Genomic DNA, 21,468 nt, shown 5'->3' on the forward strand with positions numbered 1-21,468 from the left:
GTTCTCGTTTTGACAAATTGGCCAGGAACTTCTTGAGTTTTCTCTATCTCGTCAGTGCTCTCTTTTGGCTCAAATGAAAGATCAACACAACCTAGTCCTGCTGGTGGGAAAACAGATAAGCTCCCACAAAAGCCAGGATTACCGCCAAGCCGCCCAAAACTCCCACCGTGTACCAGGGAAACTCCGCAAGCGGCTGGTAGGCGGCTGCCCGCATGCCAATGCTGGCGTAGGAAAGGGGCAGGCAATAGACCAGCACCTGCAGGTAGGTCGGCAACTGGGCGGGATCGAAAAAGGTGGCCCCTAGGAAAGACATGGGCGTAATCAAAAAGTTGGTTAGCACGCCCACACTCTCCAGGCTGGGCACCTTCAAGCCAGCAATTACCCCAATGCCGGCAAAGACGGCGCAATCCAAAAGTAGAACCAACAGCGACAAGGGGTGAAGCAGGCCCCAGGCCCCCGTACCCAGCACCCCCACCGCCAACACCCCCAAGGCCGTCAGCAGGCCGCGGGCAATGCCCGCCAGCACCTTGCCCAGATGCAAAGACAAGGGGTGCACCGGCAACAGCAGCAGCTCTTCAAAGCTCTTGGTAAATAGCCGCGATCCACAAATGGAGAAGGTGGTGCCGGCAAAGCTGATGGTCATGGCTGAAAGAGCCACCATCCCCGGCAAGATAAAGCGCAAATAAGAACCTGCCGCCGTGGATCCGGCCACCTCGGCCAAAGCTTCGGCCCGCAGGGATCCCCCTAGGCCCACCCCAAAGGCAACAATGTAGATGAGGGGAGCCACCAGCCCCGAGGCCACCACCTGCCAAACTCGCCCCCGCAGATCCAGCCAGTCGCGCCAGAAGATGGTTAAACTGTCTTCCCAGATTCGCTGATAGGGTAGGGTCAGGGCACGGCTTACCATAGGTTTTCTTCGCTGTATTAGAGGTCTTCTTGTTTTCTGCTGCCGCGGCCGTGGGGAACTGCTTGCTGCTCCCTACTAGTAACCGTAGTAGTTGGAGCGCCGCGACCGCCACCAGGCCACCGGCAGCGCCAATGCCTTGCTGAGAGTGGACACGTAAGCGCGGGTGCGAAAAACCTGGTAGTGGTTGCGCTCGATGGCGTTGAGAATCTGCCGGTAGAGCATCAAGGAAGCGGCTACCGGCCAGCGGGAGTCCGGCTGCAGGGTAGGGATCCCCCGTTCCGCTTGGGCATAGAGCTCTCTAGCCCGCCGGATCTCATAGTCCATCAAAGCCATCCAGCGCTCGTCAATAACATAGTTAAACAGGTCCCGCTCGGAGTAGTTGAAGCGGCGCAGATCTTCCAGGGGGATGTAGATCCGCCCGCGGCGGGCGTCCTCTCCCACATCCCGCAAGATGTTGGTTAGTTGCATGGCGATCCCCAGCGCCACCGCCTCCTCGCGGCCATCCCGGCCCGGCACAAACCCCATGATCTCCGAGCACATCAGCCCCACCACCCCGGCCACGCGGTAGCAGTAGACCCGCAGATCCTCCCAGGTGGCGTAGCGCTGGGTATCCAAGTCCATGCTCTGCCCCCGCAGCATCTCGCGAAACGGCTCGATGGAAAGGCGGTAGGTGCGGATGGTGTGGATCAAAGCGAGGTCCGTGGGGACTTGCGGCTCACCCCCCTGAAATAACGACTCCAGATGGGATCCCCACTGCTCCAGCTTGCTGCGGGTGACCTCCACCTCTGCCTGGCTGGCTTCCAGTCCATCCAGCAACTCATCGGTTTGCCGCAGCCAAGCGTAGATGGCCCAGATGGCCCGCCGTTTGGACTGGGGCAAGAGCAGGGATCCCAGGTAGAAAGTCTTAGCGTGCTTGGCCGTAATCTGGCGACAGAGGGCAAAAGATTGCTCAAGCGGACTCATCTGGCTGATCTCCAGGGGCGCAGGGCCAGGATAGAGAAGGAAGAGGAACGGCGAGGGCACATATCAACACTACGGGAAAGCGGACGCCGCGGATAGCCTAGAAGAGGTTGTGGGGAAAAGAAAGATTCAAAAGGCATAGGAGGCGGACGGCGGAGAGCTAGACCCCCGCAGCTGCCAGAGTTGAGGCCGAGACAGAAGCGCGTTGAAATGGGATCCCCTTGTTGATGGCCTCCGCCGCCCACTTGCCGGAGAGGATGGCCCCCTCCATGCTGCCCAGGAAGGGCTGTAGGGTGTAGCTGCCCGCCAAGAAGAAGTTGGGAATAGGGGTAACTTGAGTGGGGCGATACTGCTGTCTGCCAGGGGTAGCCTTGTAGACCGAGCGCGGCGTTTTCACCACCACCCACTTGCGCACGCGGGCGGGGTTGGGGCCGGTAAGGTGCTGGGGAAAGAGTTTTTTCAGTTCCTCCAGCGTGGCGGCAAAGATCTCCTCATCGCCGCGATCAATCCACTCGGCAGCCGGAGCCAGCACCAGCTCCAACATGGACCGCTCCGGATCGGCATAGGCCCGGCAGGTGTTGCTCATGTCGGCATACACGCTCAATAGCGGCGAGCGGGAAAACAAGGAGTGATCGATGTGAGTAATCTTGCGGTCAAACCAGATCTGCAGGCTAATTACTGGCACCCCCTCCAGTTCACGCAGCTTTTGGAAAAAGGGGATCCCCCACCACTGCGCCGGCAGCAGCTCCTTGAGCGCGTCCACCGAAAGGGCCGAGACATAGGCATCGGCAGTCACCTCCACCGGCCCAGAGGGGGTGGCTAAGCAAAACCCGGCCACGCTGTTATCGAGGTTGAGACGAATGTCCTGCAACGCCGCCTTCAAATGCACTTCCCCCCCACGGGCGACAATGTAGTCCACCATCGGCTGGCAGAGCCGCTCTGGGGGAGCGCCGTCTAGGTAGGCAATCCTAGAGCCATCTTTTTGCTGCAAAAAGCGGTTCAAGGCCGTCAGGGGCACCATGGCCGAGATCTCCTCCGGGTTGATGAAGGCCAGGGCCTTGGAGACGGCAATGAAAATATCGGTGTTGACCCGCTCGTCAATACCCTGCCGCCGCAGCCATTCCAAGAGGCTATAGCGATCCATCTGCTCCACATAGCGCTGGCCGCGAATCATGGCCGGCACCAGCCCCAGGGCAAACTTCACCTTTTCCCCCCAGGTGAGCATGTCGTTGTTGCGCAAGATGCCGACAATGGCGTTGAAAGGAGCGGGAATATCCGGCAGGTCAAAGCGGGAATAGGTGCCCGGCTTGTCCGGCTGGTTGAAAATCAAGCTGTGTTCCTTCCACTGCAGGCGATCGGAGATGCCCAGCTCCCGGAACAGCTGCAACGTGTTGGGGTAGGCGCCAAAAAAGTTGTGCAGCCCCGTCTCGATCCAGTCGCCGTCGGCATCTTTCCAGGCAGCCACCAGGCCACCCAAAACATCCCGCCGCTCAAAGAGGAGCGGTTGATGCCCGGCATCGCAGAGATACTTGGCACAGGCCAGCCCGGCCAGCCCGCCACCAGCAATGGCAACACGCATGAGGGTAACGACAAAGCAACATTTTTATTCTATTTGCAAACCGTTACAATTGCCGGGGCCAAGGGGCAGACGGAAGGCCGACCCAGCAAAAGCAGCGGAACAAGGGGATCCCTGAGCCCATCGGTCTCGCTGCCGGGATCCCAATCGCTGGTAGGATACATACGGAAGAAAAAGTAAAGATTTTCCGCAGTCCGGGGGGAAAGACAACGATGGCCAAACAAACACTGGGATCCCTGCTGTCATCCGGCTTTGATCTGGCCGGCAAGCGTGTGCTGGTGCGAGCCGATTTCAATGTCCCGTTGGACGCCCAGGGCAACATTACCGATGACACCCGCATTCGGGCTGCTCTGCCCACCGTCCAGGCCCTCATCCAAGCGGGCGCCAAAGTGATCCTCGCCAGCCACCTGGGCCGCCCCGTCAAAAAAGACAAAGAGACAGGCGCGGTTAAGATCGCTCGCGAGGGCAATAGCCTAGCCCCCGTGGCCACCCGTCTTTCTCAATTGCTGGGCCAGCCGGTCGCCTTTGCCCCCGACTGCATCGGCCCTGAGGCCGAGGCGGTAGTGAACCGCCTGGAAAACGGCCAGGTGGCCCTGCTGGAAAACGTCCGCTTCTACCCAGAAGAGGAGGACAACGACCCGGAATTTGCCCGCAAGCTGGCCTCACTGGCCGACCTGTTTGTCAACGACGCCTTTGGCAGCGCCCACCGCGCCCACGCCTCCACTGCCGGCGTCACCGCCTACCTCCAGCCTGCTGTGGCCGGCTACCTGGTGGAAAAGGAGCTGCAATTCCTCTCCGGCGCCATCGAGAATCCGCGGCGCCCCTTGGCGGCCATCATCGGCGGCTCCAAAGTGTCCAGCAAAATCGGCGTCATCGAGAGGCTGCTGGAGAAGGTGGATAAGCTCCTCCTCGGCGGCGGCATGATCTTCACCTTTTACCAAGCCCAGGGCCTCAAGACCGGCAAATCCCTGGTAGAAACCGACAAGCTGGATCTGGCCCGCTCCCTGATGGAAAAAGCCAAAGAGCGGGGGGTGGAGCTGCTGCTGCCGGTGGATGTGGTGGTAGCCGATAGGTTTGACAAAGATGCCCAGGCCCAGACCGTTTCCATCCACGCCATCCCCGAGGATTGGATGGGCTTGGACATCGGCCCGGAATCGATCAAAGCCTTCCAGGCTGCCCTGCAGGGGTGCCAAACCGTGGTCTGGAATGGGCCAATGGGCGTGTTCGAATTCGACCGCTTTGCCCTGGGCACAGAAGCCATTGCCCGCACCCTGGCCGATCTCACTCAAGCGGGAGCCACCACCATCATCGGCGGGGGAGACTCGGTGGCTGCCGTGGAAAAAGTGGGCCTGGCCGACAAAATGACCCATATCTCCACCGGTGGCGGAGCCAGCCTGGAGCTATTGGAAGGGAAGGTGCTGCCCGGCATTGCCGCTCTCACAGAAGCGTAGGTTCCTCCTTCGGGTCCCAGCCCCTCCAATCCAAAAACCAAGCCAAAAAGTAGGGGCTGGATTCAGCCCCTCCTAACTTTAGTCGGTGTAGATCGCTGCAGCGATGGCGAGACAGGATCCGGCTTAGTGCATCACCACTTTAACGTTGGCGTTGTTCAAGCCAGGACGCTTCACCTCGGCCAAGGTCTTGTTGACGGCGTACTTCTGGTTGATGGAGTTGATCAACTCGGTCTGGTTGTGCTTCTTGGCCACGCCCCACAGATCGGCAATCAGGTCGTAGGAACCGTCGGGATTCTTCGACCAGCCCAGATCGTAGTCGCCTTCCAACTGAGCCACGATGTCAGCGCGAACACGCTGGCCGTTGTAGCCACGCACGTCGGCGTTCAGCTTAACGGTGTAGCCGAGATCGCGCAGAGAGTTGATCAGGATTTGGCTATCGGTGATCTTGGTACGCAAGGTGCTAAAATGAGACATGGTGTTTCTCTCCTGTGTGTAGGGGTTGGAACATCAACACAAACAATGGGCACTGTTCTTTGGGGAAGGTTTGGGCCCTGCCGTCCCTGCTTCTGTCAAGGTAGCTTTGGATCCTCACCTCCTCCTAGAACTCCAGCCGCTGGTACTCGGCTACAGAGGCCGCTGCAGGCCGAGCCCGCTGCTGGGCCCATTCCCTCAACGCTACCACTTGCTCCGTCATGGTGCGAGATAGCGGTTGAGTTGCTTTCGTTGCTGCCAAAATGTCCAGTTGGGTAAATTCGCGGTTCTGGGCAAACGCTTCGTACATGGCAGCAATCAAAACTTGTTCGATCTCCGCGCCGGAGAAGCCTTCACAGGCTGCGGCCAACTGGCGCAGATCAAAGCGGCTGATGTCGCGCCGCCGCTTCTTCAGCTAGAAATCGCAGGAGCCCCGCACTGTACCCGTAGGGTCAGTGCCGGGAGGAATGCGCTTTGATGAAGTACAATGAACTTATGAGCCAAGTCCTGACCATATCCTGTAAGCTCAAGGCGTTCCCGTCACAAGCCGCCAAATTGGACGCGACGATGGATGTCTTTGTGCAGGCATTGAACTGGGTCAACCAGAACACGCCGGAGAAGATCGTCAACGCGGTCAAACTGCAATCCCTTTGCTACTACGAGATTCGAGCCCGGTTCGGCTTGTCCAGTAACTTGGCTCAACAGGTGTGCAGACGGGTGGCCGGCGCCCGCAAAGTGGCGAGACAGCGCAACCGTCCGGTTAAAGAGTTCAAGCGTAGGTTCGTTACCTACGATGCACGTATCTTTTCATTCCGCGAGAAAGACTGGACGGTGTCGCTGACCACCGTTGGGGGTCGAGAGCGCTTTGAGCTAGCCATTGGTAACTACCAGAGGGGAATGCTGGCTGGCTCTAACCCCAAATCGGCCACCCTAGTCCAGCGCAAAGATGGCTCCTACTACATCCAGATTTGCGTAGAGGAAAAAACACCCAAGCAACAAGATACCGACAAGGTGATCGGGGTGGACTTGGGCAGGACGGATATCGCCCATACGTCAGAGGGGGACAACTGGAATGGACAGCAGTTGAACCGAGTCCGCGACCACTACTCCAAGCTGAGGGCGGCACTCCAACGCAAAGCCAGTAAGGGCACACGCAGTTCGCGGCGCAGATGCAGAGAACTGTTGCAACGGCTGTCTGGCAAGGAGAGACGCTTTCAAACGTGGGTCAATCATCGCATCTCCAAAGTTATTGTCTCCAGGGCAAAAGCTACCAACAGCGCTATCGCCCTGGAAGACCTGACAGGGATCCGAGAAAGGGTCAATCAACAGCCGCGGAGCAAAGCCGAACGGCGCAGGGCCAACGGTTGGGCGTTTTATCAACTCCGTCATTTTCTGGAGTACAAGGCTCTGCGTGCAGGGGTTGCCTTGATTCTGGTACCGCCTGCCTACACGTCGCAGACCTGCCACCGGTGTTTGCACATTCATCCCGACCCTGCGCAATCCTACCGCAGTGGAAAGAAGTTTAAGTGTAGGCACTGTGGATGGGAAGGGGATGCGGATTTGAATGGTGCGAATGTGATTGCGCTCTTGGGGGCTGTCGTAAACCAGCCTAGAGGTCCGGGCTTGTTTTGTTCTCTGGTAGAGCAGAACAGGCTCAGGGCTACTGAAAGCCCGCTCCGTACCGCTTAGCGGTCGGAGTCGGGTAGTTTACGAGCTTCTGGCCGCTCGGTTCGGGCAGGCTGTAGGCAGCTTGATGAGGAGAAACCGGCAATGTCTTACTCAACCTCTTACTCCGTGTCTTACTCGAAAATCTTTTTCCCAGTTTGGGTGGCGGGGCTGCTGTTGTTGATCGGCGGCGGGATCCTGTTTGGCCTGTTGCGGGCTTTTGGGCTACCTATTGGGGAGCTGGCCGACTGGGCCATTGGGATCGCCAGCTTTTGGTGGCTGGTGGTGATCGTCACCCTTCCCTGGAACCTCTACTTTCAGGCCAAGGCCGTTCAGCAGGAGGCGGTCGTGTCTCAGGAACGAGGGATCCCGGTGGAAGATTCAACCTTGGCTTTCCTACAAAAGCTCAGCCGCTGGTCGTTGCGCGTGGCCATTGCCCTGCATGGGCTGTCGGCTCTGGCTTTCTACGGCCTGGCGGCTGGGCAGGTGACCCCCCTCGGCTACCCCAGCGCTGTGGCTGCCCTGTTGTTGACGGCTCTGCGCCCGGCCATCCGCGGCTACGAGTATTTGGCCGACCGCTTGGCCCAGTTGCAAGGGCAAATCCAGATCCCTCGCGAAGATGCCATCGAGTTGGCCGAGCGGATAAAGCAGTTGACACGCCAAGTCGAGCAGTTGCAGGAGCAATGGGATCCCGGCAAACCTGGCTCTTGGGCCCAACAAGAGGAAGAAACCCGGCGCTACCTACGGCAGGAGCTGGCCGCGCTCAAAGCCCAACTGGAACAGTTGCGGGCCAGCAACGAGCTGGAGCACAGGCAATTGCGCCAGGAGACCCACCAAGCTGTGGCTCAGCTCAGTGTGGATAGCCAGTTTCTCGGCCATGTGCGGGAGATTCTTCGCTTTATCAAGGAAGCTTAGCGGGATCCGTTGTTCAGTCCTTCCAACTGAGCGGAAAACTGAGAAGGAACAAGCTTGGTGCCCACCCCGGCATCGGTCAGCAGCTCCAGCAATAGGGAATGAGGGGATCCCCCATCCAGAATGTGGGCCGCCCGCACCCCTTGTGCCAAGGCGCGAATGCAACACTGCACCTTCGGGATCATGCCGCCCTTGACGACACCGGCTTGGATCAACTGGCGAGCCGTCTCGATATCCAGCAACGTAATCAGAGAGCTGCGATCCTGAGGATCTTTGAGAATGCCAGGGGTGTCGGTGAGCAAAATCAGCTTTTCTGCCCCCAGAGAGGCCGCCAGTTCTCCCGCCACCGTATCGGCGTTGATGTTGTAGGCTTGGCCCGTCTCATCGGCAGCCACACTGGAGATCACCGGAATCTGTCCACCTTCCAATAGGGTTTGCAGCAACTGGGGGTTGATGCTGCTCACTTCCCCAACAAAGCCGATCTCTGCCCGGCCCTGGGATCGCGCTTTGATCAAGTTGCCATCCCGCCCGCACAGCCCCACCGCCGATCCGCCGGCCAAGCTGATGAGCTGGACGATCTGCTTATTAACCTTGCCCACCAACACCATCTCCACTACTTCCATGGTGGCGGCATCGGTAACCCGCAAGCCATCCACAAACTTGAAGGGAATGTCCAGTTTTTGCAGCCAACTGTTGATCTCCGGCCCCCCCCCATGCACCAACACCGGGCGGATCCCCACACAGGCCAGAAAGACGATGTCTCGGAGCACCTCGGCCCGTCGCTCTTGGTGCACCATGGCTGCGCCGCCGTATTTGATGACAATAACGCGGCCCTGGTACTGCTGAATGTAGGGTAAAGCCTCGATGAGGATCTGCGCCCGCGTAAGGGGATCACACGCCGACCCGGTCGCCTCAGAAAGGGAAGAGTTGGTTTGCACTGCTGTAAGTCCCTAGAAGTCCAGAAAACCTGACCTAGAGTATCCCATTCTGCTTGCAAAGCAGATCTCAGGCTTTGGGCGTCAACTGGTGGTTTTTTTTCAAGCTCGCTTCCCCAACCCAAGGACAATTTGGTTGAGGAATCGCCGTCAATCTTCAGGTATGGAACGGGATCGCCAGCAAAGGCAATAGGGACAACCCCAACCAGGCCCAACCCCGAATGGAAGAAGAATGGGGTAGGGGATCGACGGGCCCTGACTCTGCCTGCTGCAGCAGGGCATCGATACGCTCCTGCAGCCGTTGCCCTGAGTCTGAACTCACGGCCATTGCAAAGCCAACCCAGGCCGCCGCCGGTTGCTCCACCACGCCATAGCCCACCACCTGCAGCAGGGCCTCTCCCAACAGCAAGGGATCCACCCGTTGGGCCGCCCAGCGATCCGCCCGCAGTTCCCGCAGAGTGAGCAATTCCTGCCAGAGGGCCTCGGTGTTGGGCAGCCAGCCGGTGAGGCGTCGCAGCCAGCCCACCCCAAACATCCACAGGGTGTCGCGGTAGTGGCGATGGGCTTCTTCGTGAGCGATTACAGCCCGCAAGTGCTCATCATCCAACTGCTCCAGCAGGCCGCGGCTGACCACCAACTGGGCATTCCACACCCCCACTTGGGCAGCAAAAGGGATCTCCAAATCCAGCACATAGGCCGGAGAGCCATGCAAATCCACATGGGCTAAAGCTTGCAGATGGGCACGTCGATAGGAGCGCCAGTATTCCCAAATCCAGTGCAAGGCCACGCCGCCGGCCACGGCCAGCAACAGCAGAGCACAGCCGTAGCAGAACCAGCCCCCCACCCCGGCCATTTGTCCCCACGGCCCCATCCAGGCCAAGGCCAAAGCAGTGGTCAGCAACAGCAGCGGGGGCAGCAAGAAGTGGATCCAAGCCCGCTGCCAACGTCGGCCCCATCCCCCACTCCTGTCCAGGCGCACCTGGGCTCGCCACAGGCAACTGAGGCCCAAGCCCAGCAGTAACATGCCCAAGTGGCTCATCGCGGATCCCTCCTGGCTTGACGGGCCGCCCGCAGCCGTTCGGCAATCGCCTGCAACTGGGACACACTGGCCTGATCCAGGCTATCGGCAAAGGCTGCCACCGTATCGGGATCCCCCACGGCCAAAAACTGCTGCAGGTGGGTGAAGGCCCTGAGGCTGGCCGCTTCCTGACGCGAAAGACGAGGCCGCCACAGCATGGGCAGATTCCGCCCTTGGGGATCGGTGCGGCGCTCACAGCTCACCCAGCCCTTCTGGCTTAAGCGCTGCAAAACTGTAGTCACAGAGGCATAGGCCAGCTCCCGATCCGGATCGGCCAAGATGCGCTCGTGGATTTGACGGGTGCTGGCGCTGCCCAGATCCCAGAGGATCTCCAAGATTTCCGATTCCAGAGGGCCCAGCGACAGTTGCTTGGGACGATGCTTGGGCAACATGAGCCTTTGCCGGTGTAGGAACTTTTATCTAGACTAACCGTTGCAGTCTCAAACCCCTCAGCCATTTTTAAGGATCCGCTAAGCTCGAAGATGGTGGTTCTTTGTGCTGTTACTTCCCATGGCTGCTCCCACCTATTACACCATCACCTTCGGCTGCCAAATGAACCGCGCCGATACCGAGCGCATGGCCGGGATCCTGGAGTCCCTGGGGTATGTGGCCACCGAAGATGAGTTGCAGGCGGACTTAGTTCTCTACAACACCTGCACCATCCGCGACAATGCTGAGCAGAAGGTCTATTCCTACCTGGGCATCCAGGCACAGCGCAAGCGCAAGAACCCGGCCATCAAGCTGATCGTGGCCGGCTGTGTGGCCCAGCAGGAAGGGGAAAAATTGTTGCGCCGCGTCCCTGAGCTGGATCTGGTCATGGGCCCCCAGTACGTGAACCGCCTTGGGGATCTGTTGGCGCAGGTGGAAGCCGGAAACCAGGTGGTGGCCACCGAGCCGGTTGAGATCCCAGAAGACATCACCAAGCCCCGCCGCGACAGCCAGGTCACTGCTTGGATCAATGTCATCTACGGTTGCAACGAGCGCTGCACCTACTGCATCGTGCCGCGGGTGCGAGGGCAAGAGCAGTCCCGCCAGCCCCAGGCCATCCGCGCCGAAATCGAAGACGTGGCCAGAGCAGGCTATCGAGAGGTGACGTTGCTGGGGCAGAACATCGATGCCTACGGACGGGATCTGGATCCGAAAACCAACCTGGCCAGCTTGTTGCGCTTCGTCCATTCGGTGGAAGGTATTGAACGGATTCGCTTTGCCACCAGCCACCCGCGCTACTTTACCGAGGAGCTGATCGCCACCTGCGCCGAGCTGCCCAAAGTCTGCGAGCACTTCCACATTCCCTTCCAGGCGGGCAGCAACGAAGTGCTCAAGCGGATGCGGCGCGGCTACACCCACGAGCGCTATCGCCAGATCATCCAGCTCATCCGCCAATACATGCCCGAAGCCGCCATCAGCGCCGATGCCATTGTCGGCTTCCCGGGAGAGACCGAAGCTCAGTTCCAAGAAACCCTGCAACTGGTGCAGGACATTGGCTTTGACCAAGTGAACACCGCCGCCTACTCCCCTCGTCCCGGCACCCCCGCCGCTGAGTGGCCCGACCAAGTGCCCGAGGAGGAAAAAAGCGACCGCCTGCAACGGCTGAACCGACTGGTGGCCGAGGTGGCCGCCGCCCGCAGTGCCCGACTCCTAGGCCAGGTGCAAGAGGTGCTGGTGGAAGGCCCCAACCCGAAAAACCCCCGCCAGGCAATGGGGCGTACCCGCGGCAATCGCTTGGTGTTCTTTGAAGGGGATCCAGAGCAACTGCAGGGATCCCTGGTGCCGGTGCGCATTACCGCCACGCGAGCTTTTTCGCTGACCGGAGAGGCAGTTACCGTCCGCGCGAGCGGGCCATAGGATGAAGGCTCTCACAAACACAACTTTCCCCAGTTCCCTCTTGTCCGATTGCACCGGCGGAGCGCCTCTCCAGGGAGCTGTTTCGCTGAGAAAAACCATGCTCTCCTGGGTGAACAGCTTTAAGGCAACCACCAGGCAGTCACTGCCCTTTCCGCCACGCCGACCAGGGCACAACCACCGCCCTAGCTAGCTTTCTTCCGCGCAGCAGTAGAACGGAGCTTCATACACAACGTTTTGGCAACAGCAACAGGCCGGCGCTGGAACAGGCCCCGAATACCTGCCCTGCCTAGCGCAAGATTTCAAAATCCAAAACGGGCTCTGTCTGGGTCACGCGGTAGTACCCGGCCTGGGTACGAACCGAAGCCTGATAGGGGCTGGGCAAATCCAGCGAGCGCAGGGGTGGGATGTTGGTGCGTTGGTTCAGCAGCGTGGTGAAGAAGGCGGTGGTCTGCCGGGCCTGGGAGCGCACCACCTCCTCAGGGAAAATGACCGGATCCACATTCCTGCCTGTATCCAACAGGATCCTATCCAGGGCATCTCCCACCGGATAGGAAGGATAGGCAATTTGGGCCAAGGCGGATCCAATCGGGATCCCGGCGGACAGACAACCCAGAAGAATGGCCAAAGTCAGACGCATGTGCTGTGATTCCTCCTGCGCTACAGCTTTTCCTCAACACCGGAAAAAAGGGGGGGTTGGACATTGCCAGTCAACCTTGATCCCCGTGCAGCCTACCTTTTGACCGGCGGCTAGAGCGGATTCTACTCGAAATGCCTCAATTGGCAACCGCCTGCAACCCAATGGAGGGCCAACATGACAAAGGATCTCGCCGCCGACTAGGATCAGAATGCTCTGCTTGGGATCCTTAGACCTGTGAGTGTTTGTGTTCGCCTTGCCCCCAGTCCAACTGGAAATCTGCACATCGGCACCGCCCGAACGGCAGTGTTCAACTGGCTGTATGCCCGTCGCCACGGTGGCCGGTTCATTTTGCGCATCGAGGACACCGACCGCGACCGCTCTTTGCCCCGCTACACCCGCAACATTTTGGCGGGCCTGGCCTGGTTGGGCCTAGACTGGGACGAAGGGCCGATCTACCAATCCAAGCGCATCGAGCGCTACCAAGCAGTGGTGCAGCAGCTTCTGGATCGAGGGTTGGCCTACCGCTGCTACGTCAGCGAGGCGGAGCTGGAGGAGATGCGCGCTGCCCAGAAGGCCGCCGGCAAAGCCCCCCGCTACGACAACCGCCACCGCTTTCTCACCGAAGCCCAGCGACGGGCCTACGAAGCCGAGGGTCGGCAGCCGGTGATCCGCTTCAAAATCGAGGAGCCCCTAGAGGTGTCTTGGGTGGATCTCATCCGCGGCCCCATTACCTGGAACACCCAGGATTTGGGAGGAGACATGGTCATTGCCCGAGCGGATGGCTACCCTCTCTACAACTTGGCGGTGGTGGTGGATGATATTGACATGGGCATCACCCATGTGATTCGCGGCGAAGATCACATCGGCAATACCCCCAAGCAGATTTTGCTCTACCGCGCTCTTGGCTACGAACCTCCCCAGTTCGCCCATTCTCCTTTAATCCTGAACCCGGAAGGGAAAAAGCTCTCCAAACGGGATGGGGCAACTTCGGTAGCAGAGTTCCAGCAACTGGGCTTTTTGCCGGAAGCTCTCAAGAACTATTTGGCTTTGCTCAGTTGGTCGCCCCCGGATGGGGAAGAGCTTTTCTCTTTGGAAAAGGCGGCTGCGCTGTTCGACTTTGACCGGGTTAACCGTGCGGCTGCCCGCTTTGACTGGGACAAACTCAACTGGATCAACAGCCAGTACATCAAGCGGCTTTCTCCGCCAGAACTGGTAGAACGGCTCACCCCCTTTTGGCAGGCGGCAGGGTTTGACCTTTCCGGAGTGCCGGATCCCACCTGGTTGGAAGATGTGGCCCGCCTGATTGCCGATGGTATCGACCGCCTGGCAGAGGCTCCTCCGCTCAGCCGCTTTTTGTTTCAGGAGCCCCTCAGCTACACGTTGCCAGCTCTGGAACAGTTGCGCCTGCCTGGGGTGGCAGAGGCTATGGCTGCTATGGCTGCCACGCTGGCTGCTGCCGAGCTGCCTCAGGTTAACGACTCCGTCCCGCTGACGCGAATGGTGGACAGCTTGAAGCCGCTGGTGGATCAGGTGGCCAAAGCCCAGAACATGAAAAAGGGCCTGCTGATGAAGAGTTTGCGGGCCGCCCTGACAGGGGATCTGCAGGGGCCGGATTTGCTGCAATCTTTTGCGCTTCTGCAGCGGCGGGGCTGGGCTTTGGGGCGGTTAGAGGCTGTGCAGAAGTTGGTTCCTTGTTGATGGAAGCCCATCTCTTGCTGTCATGCCTTCGGTTGCCTCTGTTGAAAGTGCTCCGCACCGCTGCCGCAATCGGGATCCCATGCTGCTAGGCCAGCTACAGGCTGCAAACCAAATTGTCCAAGAACTGGTGCTGCTCTCTTCTCAGCTAGAAATCGCAGGAGCCCCGCACTGTACCCGTAGGGTCAGTGCCGGGAGGAATGCGCTTTGATGAAGTACAATGAACTTATGAGCCAAGTCCTGACCGTCTCCTGTAAGCTCAAGGCGTCCCAGTCGCAAGCCGCCAAATTGGACGCGACGATGGATGTCTTTGTGCAGGCATTGAACTGGGTCAACCAGAACACGCCGGAGAAGATCGTCAACGCGGTCAAGTTGCAATCCCTTTGCTACTACGAGATTCGAGCCCGGTTCGGCTTGTCCAGTAACTTGGCTCAACAGGTGTGCAGACGGGTGGCAGGCGCTCGCAAAGTGGCGAGACAGCGCAACCGTCCGGTTAAAGAGTTCAAGCGTGGGTTCGTTACCTACGACGCACGCATCTTCTCGTTCCGTCAAAAAGACTGGACGGTGTCGCTGACCACGGTGGAAGGGAGAGAACGCTTTGAGCTAGCCATTGGTAACTACCAGCGTGGGATGCTGGCTGGTTCCAACCCAAAAGCTGCCACGCTGATCAAGCGCAAAGATGGCTCCTACTACATCCAGATTTGCGTAGAGAAAAAGCCACCCAAGCAACAAGATACCGACAAGGTGATCGGGGTGGATTTGGGAAGGATAGATATCGCTCATACCTCAGAGGGGAAGAACTGGAATGGACAACAGTTGAACCGAGTCCGCGACCACTACTCCCGACTGAGGGCGGTACTCCAACGCAAAGCCAGTAAGGGCACCCGCAGTTCGCGGCGCAGATGCAGAGAACTGTTGCAACGGCTGTCTGGCAAGGAGAGACGCTTTCAAGCGTGGGTCAATCATCGCATCTCCAAAGCTATTGTCTCTAGGGCAAAAGCTACCAACAGCGCTATTGCTCTGGAAGACCTGACAGGGATCCGGGAAAGAGTCAATCAACAGCCACGCAGCAAAGCCGAGCGGCGTAGGACCAACAGTTGGGCGTTCTACCAACTACGTCAGTTTCTGGAGTACAAGGCGAGGGTTGCAGGGGTTTCTCTGATTCTTGTTCCGCCCGCCTACACGTCGCAGACCTGTCACAAGTGTTTACACATCCATCCCGATCCTGCGCAATCCTACCGCAGTGGCAAGTCGTTCAAGTGTGGGCACTGTGGATGGGAAGGGGATGCGGATTTGAATGGTGCGAATGTGATTGCGCTCTTGGGGGCTGTCGTAAACCAGCCTAGAGGTTCGTGGTTGGCTTGCCAACTGCAGGGCTACCGAAAGCCCGCCCTGTACTGCGAAGCAGTCAGGGTCGAGTAGTTTACGCTCCCTACACCCACTTGGAGCTGAAGATCATCGACGATGGCTGTGGTATGCCGGCGTCCAAGAGTGGGGTGGATCCCGCCCAGCCGTCTGGCCATGGACACGGGTTGCTCAACATGCGCTACCGAGCCGAGTTGATCGGGGCAAGCATTGCTTGGCGTAATCGCCGCTTTGGCAGTGGCACAGTGGTGGAACTGCGGATCTCTTTGCCGCCGAGTTCCTAATCTTGTCCCCAGCCCAGTCTTTTCAAGGTAGCAGACGCAGCATTTTCGGTCTCAACCTGTTCTATAGTCGTTTAAGCTCAACGGATCCCCGGTTGTCTGACCCGTTTGTAGGGGATCCTCTCACGCTGGCAAGGCGGAGTTTTTGCGCTGTCGTTAACACTGCGAGGAGAAGCATCTGTGGCCTATCGTGTGACTTTGATCCCTGGGGATGGCATCGGCCCGGAAGTGGCCAAGGCGATGACCACGGTCTTGGAGGCTACTGGGGTTCGGTTCGAATGGATCCCGGTAGAAGCAGGAGTGGAGGTGATCGAGAAATACGGCACCCCCTTGCCACCCCAGGTGTTGGAGTCCATTCGGGAAACCAAAGTGGCGATCAAAGGGCCGATTGGCACTCCCGTAGGTACTGGCTTTCGTTCGGTCAACGTAGCCATTCGCAAGGAGCTGGATCTCTACGCCAATCTGCGCCCGGCCAAATCCATGCTCGGTGTCAAAAGCCCTTTTCAAGACATTGACCTAGTGGTGGTGCGGGAAAATACTGAAGATCTCTATGCCGGGATCGAGTTTGAACGGGGCACGCCGGAAGCCATCCAAGCGCGGGAGGAAATGATGCGCCTCTCCGGCAAACCCATCCGCGAGGGATCCGCCATCGGCATCAAGCCCATTTCGGACTTCGGCAGCCGCCGCATTGTCAAATTTGCCTTTGAGTACGCCCGCCAGAATGGCCGCAAGAAGGTGACGGCAGTGCACAAAGCCAACATCATGAAATTCACCGATGGCTTGTTTCTGCGGGTGGCGCGGGAGGTGGCCCAGGAGTATCCCGACATCGAGTTTGAAGATCGCATCGTGGACAACATGTGCATGCAACTGATGCAAAAGCCGCAGCTCTACGATGTGCTGGTGCTCACCAACCTCTATGGGGACATCATTTCCGACTTGTGCGCGGGGATGATCGGCGGGCTGGGGGTGGCGCCGGGGGCCAACATCGGCGACGGCATTGCGGTTTTTGAGGCCATTCACGGCTCTGCTCCCAAATATGCCGGCCAAAACAAAGTCAACCCCTGCGCTCTGATCCTCTCCGGGGCGATGATGCTGCGCTACCTAGGAGAGCGGGAGGCTGCCGCAAGGGTGGAGGCGGCGGTGCAGGCGGTGATCGCCGAGGGCAAGCAGGTCACCTATGACCTGGCCACAGGGGATCCCGTCGGCACTCAGGAGATGGCAGAGGCCATTGCTGCCCGCGTGCGGGAGATGGCTTCGCAGTAGGGTTTGGCGTCAAATGTTCTGATCCCAGGCTCCCCAAGGGAGGGGGGCTAGAGGACTCAATACCCCAAAACCGGATCCACCACCCCCAGCAAGGGATCCCCGGCCCGGAAGCGCCGCACATTTTCTCGCACCCGCTTAGAGAGGGCTGGGACAATCATGGCATCGGTAAGAGCAGTGTGGGGGGTAATCAGGCAGTTGGGCAAGCTCCAGAGGGGATGCCCATCCGGTAGGGGCTCGGGATCCGTGACATCCAAGGCGGCCCCGCGAATGACCCCCTGCTGCAGGGCGGCCACCAAGTCGGGGGTCACGATGTGCTTGCCTCGCGCCACATTCACCAACCAACACTGGGATCCCATCTGCTCCAACTCAGCTTGGGCGATGATCCCCTCGGTTTCCGGCGTGAGGGCCAAAGCCAGGATCACCACATCTGTCCCTGCCAACACCGTTTGCCGTTCCGCGAGTGTCACCACCCGCGTGGCCCCCGGCAAGGGATCCGCCTTGCGACGCACCACGTCGATGGAGCATTGAAAAGGCTGCAACAGCTTGATCAACTCTTGGGCGATGCCCCCGGCCCCGAAAATGACCACGCGGCTGCCCCAGAGGCTGGTACCGGAGCCTTCCTGCCACGTTTGGGCCAAGGCGCGGATCTTCAAGTCGCGCAAGCCGGCCAAGGTCAAGGCCAAGGCATGTTCTGCCACCGGTTGAGCATAGACTCCCTTGCCACAAGTCCACACATAGGCAGGATGCAAAACCCCTGCCCGGACAAAAGGCTCTACCCCCGCCCAGGGCAACTGCACCCAGCGGATCCCTTTCCCTTCCGCCAGACAACGCTTCAGGCCGGGCACATCAAAGGCATCGGCCCAGACCAAGGCTTCTGCTTCTGCCAGGGGCACAATTTCGCCGCCCCCCGCCAAAACAGCCTCTTTGAGCCAGGGGCGAAGATTGTCGGGTTCGACGGCAATGCGTTTGCCTTGGATGCCCATAGGAACCGTTGGATAAGGCTTTCCCCTTGCCAGGATACTGTCGGCAGAGCGAGAGATGGCATGCACGGGCAGCCGCAAAAACCGGTGATCGAGTGTTAAGGGATCCCAAAGGGATCCTGGGCCACTTCCATAGGATCGCTAGGGTGAAAATTAGGGCTGCTGTGTTGGCTCAATCCTTAAGTAGGTAGCATTCCCCAATGACCCTATCCGAACTGCTGATCTTGGTGACGCTGCTCTTTCCCGGGATCCTGTTGTCGCTCATTGTGATGGGAACCTTTGCCGCAGGGGGATAATCATCTCCCAATGACAATGGTGAAGCCCTAAAGACGTGAAGACATGTCCAAAACCAAGCTGAGCGCCTGGGTCATGAGCTGTGGGTTAGCCTGCACTGCTGCTCTCTTTTTGCCCAGCGTGGCTGCCCAAGCTCAGGTGACCCTCGGTGTGCAGCCGGTGCGGGTGGTGCAAGGGATCCCTTTGTACCAGAAGGAGGTTTGGGTTGGAGACAATCGGATCCCCGTTTCTATCGTGGTCATTTCTCTCGCAGCGGGCCAACTGCGGCCTATCTGGGCTGCACCTGCGGGGCTGGTGGGTCTGGGGGAGCTGTCTTCCTTTGGCCCCGAACAGGGAGCAGTAGCCGCCATTAACGGTGGGTTTTTCAACCGCAACACCCGTCAGCCGCTGGGGGCAATTCGTCGGGATGGCCGTTGGATCTCCAGCCCCACTTTGGGCCGTGGGGTCATCGCTTGGTCGGATGGGACGGCAGGGCAAGAAGGGGGATCCGTGCGCTTTGCCCGTCTGCAGATGCAAGCAGAGCTGCGCAATGCCATTGGGGATCAAATCCCAGTGGTGGGCATCAATACAGGCTATATCCTGCCTGGCATCTCCCAGTTCACCCCCGACTGGGGATCCACCTACACCACCCAAACGGACGACGAAATGCTCGTGATGGTGCGGGAGGATCAGGTGCAAGAAATTCTGGTGGCGGGCCTGGCCGGCAGTTTGACGGTACAGATTCCCAGCGAGGGGTATGTATTGGCAGGGCGGGGGCTAGAAGGTGCCCTAGAAGCCCGCAAGCTGGTTCCCGGGGATCGCCTCAGCCTTCATCTGCGCTTGGATCCGCCCGAGCTGGAAGCTTATCCCCACATCCTAGGGGCAGGGCCGCTCTTGCTCTTGGATGGGCAGGTGGTTTTGGATGCCCGATTGGAGGCATTTCAACCCCTCTTTCGCCGGCAGCGAGCCGCCCGCAGTGCCATTGGCCAACTGGACAGCGGACATTTGCTGCTGGTGACCGCCGGCAATGCCCAGGAAAACCAAGGGCTTACCCTGCTGGAGATGGCGCAGTTGATGCAGCAATTGGGCTGTCGCCATGCCCTGAACTTGGATGGGGGCAATGCTTCCACCTTGGTGCTGGGGGGAGAAGCCGTCAATTGGGAACACCGGCACCCAGAAGCCAGCCCACCCAACAGTGAGACGGATCCCAGTCCCTCCCGGCGGCGCACACCCCGAGTTCACAATGGCCTAGGGTTTTTCCCAAGCCCAAGTCGGTGACAGAAAACTTTTGTGCCGGCGGGATGGAGTCTTTTCCCTTTGATCCAGGGATCGAGGGTGGGATCCCCGGACTTTCTGGCTGATTGGATGAGGGGTCAAGTATTCTCCAGGATTGGATCTACCTTCTCAAGAAAAAGATCTCTCCCCCCGCCAGAGGAAGGACTCGGCTTTGATTGCGCAATGGGATCCCGGCAATCTCAGCACCCAAAGCCCCAGAGCTTTTTCAGGTCAATTTTAAGTGGGATCCAAACTGAACGCCCAATGCTCATTTCTCATAACAGAAATAGAGATTAAATTAAGTAGAAAACATTGGCCTTGAGACCGGTAAGAAAAATGATCAAAGAGGCGATCTCTTGAAGAAGACGACCTCAGATTATAAAAGGCACGCAATTCTTTACGCTTCTGCTAAATCAGATGCTGGTTTTCAAAAAAGTATTGTCAATAATCCATTTTTTGACGAAGATGATTGACGAATTTATATTTCTTCACTCTCGAGGTTAGAAATTAACTCCTTGGACTTTTGGTTACAATTCTCTCTACTACGAATGTTCGCTAATGTGTAGGCCTACCCGGCTCCCGACCAAATGTATAGTTATTTTAAAAATGACTATCTCTCCTGGTGGACAAGGCTTTTGGGGTAGGTTGACCCTTGCTCCTCTCTCGTGGGTGGGCTGCTGGTACTGGCATTCCTGTTTGTGAGAGTTAATCTTATTTGGAAGAAATTGATCTTTTTCTCAAATTTTTATAGAGCACCTCTATACTCAAGTGAGATAGCCCCACACACAAGCTTCTGGGCTAGGCCTGAAATTTTATTGAGATCCCCTGTCAAAGCTTTTCAGGTATTGCCTCTTGTGCCAAAAGGCTAGGATGGGCAAGGATTGTATTTTCTATTACTCTATTGGGGATGATTTGTATGCCAGCTAGAAGCAGAACCGACTCATTGACGGATACGCACAGGTGGTGTTTCATGGAATCCATAGCCGACGCTCTCCACCACTTGTAGGCCTTGTAACCTAGGGCCGTGTTCTCTAGCCTGCTCGCGAGATAGAACGTGGTTTGCACTGCTTCTCCAAATCCTATGCCTTCCTCCAAGGATGCCGCTCCTGTAGCCCGCGCCAAACAGCCTGCGGCTCAAGCCAGCCCTGCTGCCGGCGAGCTTTTCCTTCAGCAGAATGGATCCCTCTCCGCCCAGTTGGTTCCCCAGGGATCCCTGCAGCTTTACACCCACCCCAGCCGGGGCATGTTTACGCCCGTCATGGCTCAGGCGATGCGCTTGGCCGGCCAGGGAACGCGGGTGCTGATCGTGCAATTTCTCAAGGGTGGGATCAATCAGGGGCCCGAAAATCGTCTCTCCCTGGGCAGATCCTTGGAGTGGGTTCGCTGTCGCCTGCACCGGTGCATCGATACACCTCACCTAGAGCCTGAGGAGCGGGTGGCATTGGATGAGCTGTGGCAATTTACCCAGGAGGCTGTCAGGAGTGGCCGCTATGACTTGGTGGTGTTGGATGAGCTGAGCTTGGCTGTGAAGTTGGGCCTGATCCCAGAAGCGGAAGTGCTGAGCTTAATCGACCAGCGCCCCATCTCCATGGACATGGTGATCACCGGGCCGGAGATGCCGGATTCGTTTCTGGAGCGGGCGGACTTGATCACGCAGTTGCGCCTACGTGGAACCCCAGGCCCAGGGCTGCGCACTGCCGATGCGAATGTTGCCTGCTCTCTGGATCCCCCTCAAGTCAGCGGCACAGGTGCTATGCCTACAGCAGCCCATGTTGCTCCGCACCGCTAGCGCAAACAGTTTCCGCTCCGAAAGACCTAGGCAACACGGGTCGCGTCAGGGGGGCGGAGTCCCAATAAGACTGGAGCTTGTCCACCAGATGTGCCCTCACTCTCCAGGAA

20 protein-coding genes and 1 pseudogene are annotated in these 21,468 nt (G+C 58.6%); 10 read left to right on the plus strand and 11 right to left on the minus strand.

Annotation, left to right across the window (positions count from 1 at the left end):
- Positions 1–91: 91 nt before the first annotated feature.
- The 4 genes from ACVWXE_RS07615 to ACVWXE_RS07630 form a co-directional block, all read right to left on the minus strand.
- The gene (locus ACVWXE_RS07615; RefSeq protein ID WP_414342371.1) at positions 92–907 is read right to left on the minus strand and encodes an ABC transporter permease; all 816 of its coding nucleotides are present in this window, start codon (positions 905–907) and stop codon (positions 92–94) included.
- Positions 908–982: 75 nt separating this feature from the next.
- Entirely contained in the window at positions 983–1,870 is an 888-nt protein-coding gene (locus ACVWXE_RS07620; RefSeq protein WP_414350814.1) for a phytoene synthase, read from the minus strand.
- A 157-nt stretch (positions 1,871–2,027) separates the two neighbouring features.
- Positions 2,028–3,446, minus strand: coding sequence for a 15-cis-phytoene desaturase (gene pds / locus ACVWXE_RS07625; RefSeq protein WP_011433297.1), 1,419 nt, complete (start codon positions 3,444–3,446; stop codon positions 2,028–2,030).
- A 29-nt stretch (positions 3,447–3,475) separates the two neighbouring features.
- Positions 3,476–3,607 (minus strand): hypothetical protein, encoded by a 132-nt coding sequence (locus ACVWXE_RS07630; RefSeq protein ID WP_414400357.1) that lies wholly within the window; start codon positions 3,605–3,607, stop codon positions 3,476–3,478.
- A gap of 48 nt (positions 3,608–3,655) precedes the next feature.
- On the opposite strand from ACVWXE_RS07630, the gene ACVWXE_RS07635 reads away from it, so the two are divergent.
- Complete coding sequence (locus ACVWXE_RS07635; protein ID WP_457489989.1) at positions 3,656–4,894, plus strand: phosphoglycerate kinase; 1,239 nt, start codon at positions 3,656–3,658, stop codon at positions 4,892–4,894.
- Positions 4,895–5,017: 123 nt separating this feature from the next.
- Here the strand turns inward: ACVWXE_RS07635 and ACVWXE_RS07640 are convergent, their stop codons facing one another.
- Together ACVWXE_RS07640 and ACVWXE_RS07645 are read right to left on the minus strand one after the other, a co-directional pair.
- On the minus strand, positions 5,018–5,368 hold the full coding sequence (locus tag ACVWXE_RS07640; protein WP_414355711.1) for a DUF1257 domain-containing protein: 351 nt from the start codon (positions 5,366–5,368) through the stop codon (positions 5,018–5,020).
- 124 nt (positions 5,369–5,492) lie between these two features.
- A pseudogene (locus ACVWXE_RS07645) lies at positions 5,493–5,780 on the minus strand (AAA family ATPase); the annotation flags it as partial.
- A gap of 80 nt (positions 5,781–5,860) precedes the next feature.
- Between ACVWXE_RS07645 and ACVWXE_RS07650 the strand changes: the two are divergent.
- Positions 5,861–7,054 (plus strand): RNA-guided endonuclease InsQ/TnpB family protein, encoded by a 1,194-nt coding sequence (locus ACVWXE_RS07650; protein WP_457490005.1) that lies wholly within the window; start codon positions 5,861–5,863, stop codon positions 7,052–7,054.
- A gap of 81 nt (positions 7,055–7,135) precedes the next feature.
- Positions 7,136–7,945, plus strand: a complete 810-nt coding sequence (locus ACVWXE_RS07655) for a hypothetical protein (protein WP_457489990.1) — start codon at positions 7,136–7,138, stop codon at positions 7,943–7,945.
- Here ACVWXE_RS07655 and argB read toward each other — a convergent pair.
- The 3 genes from argB to ACVWXE_RS07670 all read right to left on the minus strand — a co-directional run bounded on the left by argB (position 7,942) and on the right by ACVWXE_RS07670 (position 10,347).
- A complete protein-coding gene (argB, locus tag ACVWXE_RS07660) occupies positions 7,942–8,880 on the minus strand; it encodes an acetylglutamate kinase (RefSeq protein ID WP_011433289.1) in 939 nt (312 codons plus the stop codon). The genes ACVWXE_RS07655 and argB overlap by 4 nt on opposite strands.
- Positions 8,881–9,034: 154 nt before the next feature.
- A complete protein-coding gene (locus tag ACVWXE_RS07665; RefSeq protein ID WP_414373669.1) occupies positions 9,035–9,916 on the minus strand; it encodes a M56 family metallopeptidase in 882 nt (293 codons plus the stop codon).
- A complete protein-coding gene (locus tag ACVWXE_RS07670; RefSeq protein ID WP_414344770.1) occupies positions 9,913–10,347 on the minus strand; it encodes a BlaI/MecI/CopY family transcriptional regulator in 435 nt (144 codons plus the stop codon). Before ACVWXE_RS07670 ends, ACVWXE_RS07665 begins: the two co-directional genes overlap by 4 nt.
- A gap of 118 nt (positions 10,348–10,465) precedes the next feature.
- On the opposite strand from ACVWXE_RS07670, the gene miaB reads away from it, so the two are divergent.
- Positions 10,466–11,800 carry a tRNA (N6-isopentenyl adenosine(37)-C2)-methylthiotransferase MiaB gene (gene miaB / locus ACVWXE_RS07675; RefSeq protein ID WP_457489991.1) on the plus strand — a complete coding sequence of 445 codons (1,335 nt, stop codon included), beginning with the start codon at positions 10,466–10,468 and terminating at the stop codon, positions 11,798–11,800.
- A 286-nt stretch (positions 11,801–12,086) separates the two neighbouring features.
- Here miaB and ACVWXE_RS07680 read toward each other — a convergent pair whose 3' ends face one another.
- Positions 12,087–12,437, minus strand: coding sequence for a hypothetical protein (locus tag ACVWXE_RS07680; RefSeq protein WP_011433285.1), 351 nt, complete (start codon positions 12,435–12,437; stop codon positions 12,087–12,089).
- 234 nt (positions 12,438–12,671) lie between these two features.
- Here ACVWXE_RS07680 and gltX point away from each other — a divergent pair, with 234 nt between their 5' ends.
- The 4 genes from gltX (at position 12,672) to ACVWXE_RS07700 (ending at position 17,041) form a co-directional block, all read left to right on the plus strand.
- Complete coding sequence (gene gltX, locus ACVWXE_RS07685; RefSeq protein WP_457489992.1) at positions 12,672–14,135, plus strand: glutamate--tRNA ligase; 1,464 nt, start codon at positions 12,672–12,674, stop codon at positions 14,133–14,135.
- Between the two features lie 225 nt (positions 14,136–14,360).
- Positions 14,361–15,554: an RNA-guided endonuclease InsQ/TnpB family protein gene (locus ACVWXE_RS07690; protein WP_457490006.1), complete on the plus strand. Its 1,194-nt coding sequence runs from the start codon at positions 14,361–14,363 to the stop codon at positions 15,552–15,554.
- Positions 15,485–15,781: an ATP-binding protein gene (locus ACVWXE_RS07695; protein WP_457384768.1), complete on the plus strand. Its 297-nt coding sequence runs from the start codon at positions 15,485–15,487 to the stop codon at positions 15,779–15,781. Before ACVWXE_RS07690 ends, ACVWXE_RS07695 begins: the two co-directional genes overlap by 70 nt.
- A 177-nt stretch (positions 15,782–15,958) precedes the next feature.
- Positions 15,959–17,041 (plus strand): isocitrate/isopropylmalate dehydrogenase family protein, encoded by a 1,083-nt coding sequence (locus tag ACVWXE_RS07700; RefSeq protein ID WP_457384769.1) that lies wholly within the window; start codon positions 15,959–15,961, stop codon positions 17,039–17,041.
- Positions 17,042–17,097: 56 nt separating this feature from the next.
- On the opposite strand, the gene ACVWXE_RS07705 is transcribed toward ACVWXE_RS07700, so the two are convergent.
- Entirely contained in the window at positions 17,098–18,024 is a 927-nt protein-coding gene (locus tag ACVWXE_RS07705) for a D-isomer specific 2-hydroxyacid dehydrogenase family protein (protein WP_457489993.1), read from the minus strand.
- 336 nt (positions 18,025–18,360) lie between these two features.
- On the opposite strand from ACVWXE_RS07705, the gene ACVWXE_RS07710 reads away from it, so the two are divergent.
- A complete protein-coding gene (locus ACVWXE_RS07710) occupies positions 18,361–19,572 on the plus strand; it encodes a phosphodiester glycosidase family protein (RefSeq protein WP_457489994.1) in 1,212 nt (403 codons plus the stop codon).
- A 1,078-nt stretch (positions 19,573–20,650) separates the two neighbouring features.
- Complete coding sequence (locus ACVWXE_RS07715) at positions 20,651–21,358, plus strand: cob(I)yrinic acid a,c-diamide adenosyltransferase (RefSeq protein WP_457489995.1); 708 nt, start codon at positions 20,651–20,653, stop codon at positions 21,356–21,358.
- The last annotated feature ends 110 nt before the right edge of the window (positions 21,359–21,468 follow it).

This window comes from Thermostichus sp. MS-CIW-41 (assembly GCF_054058915.1).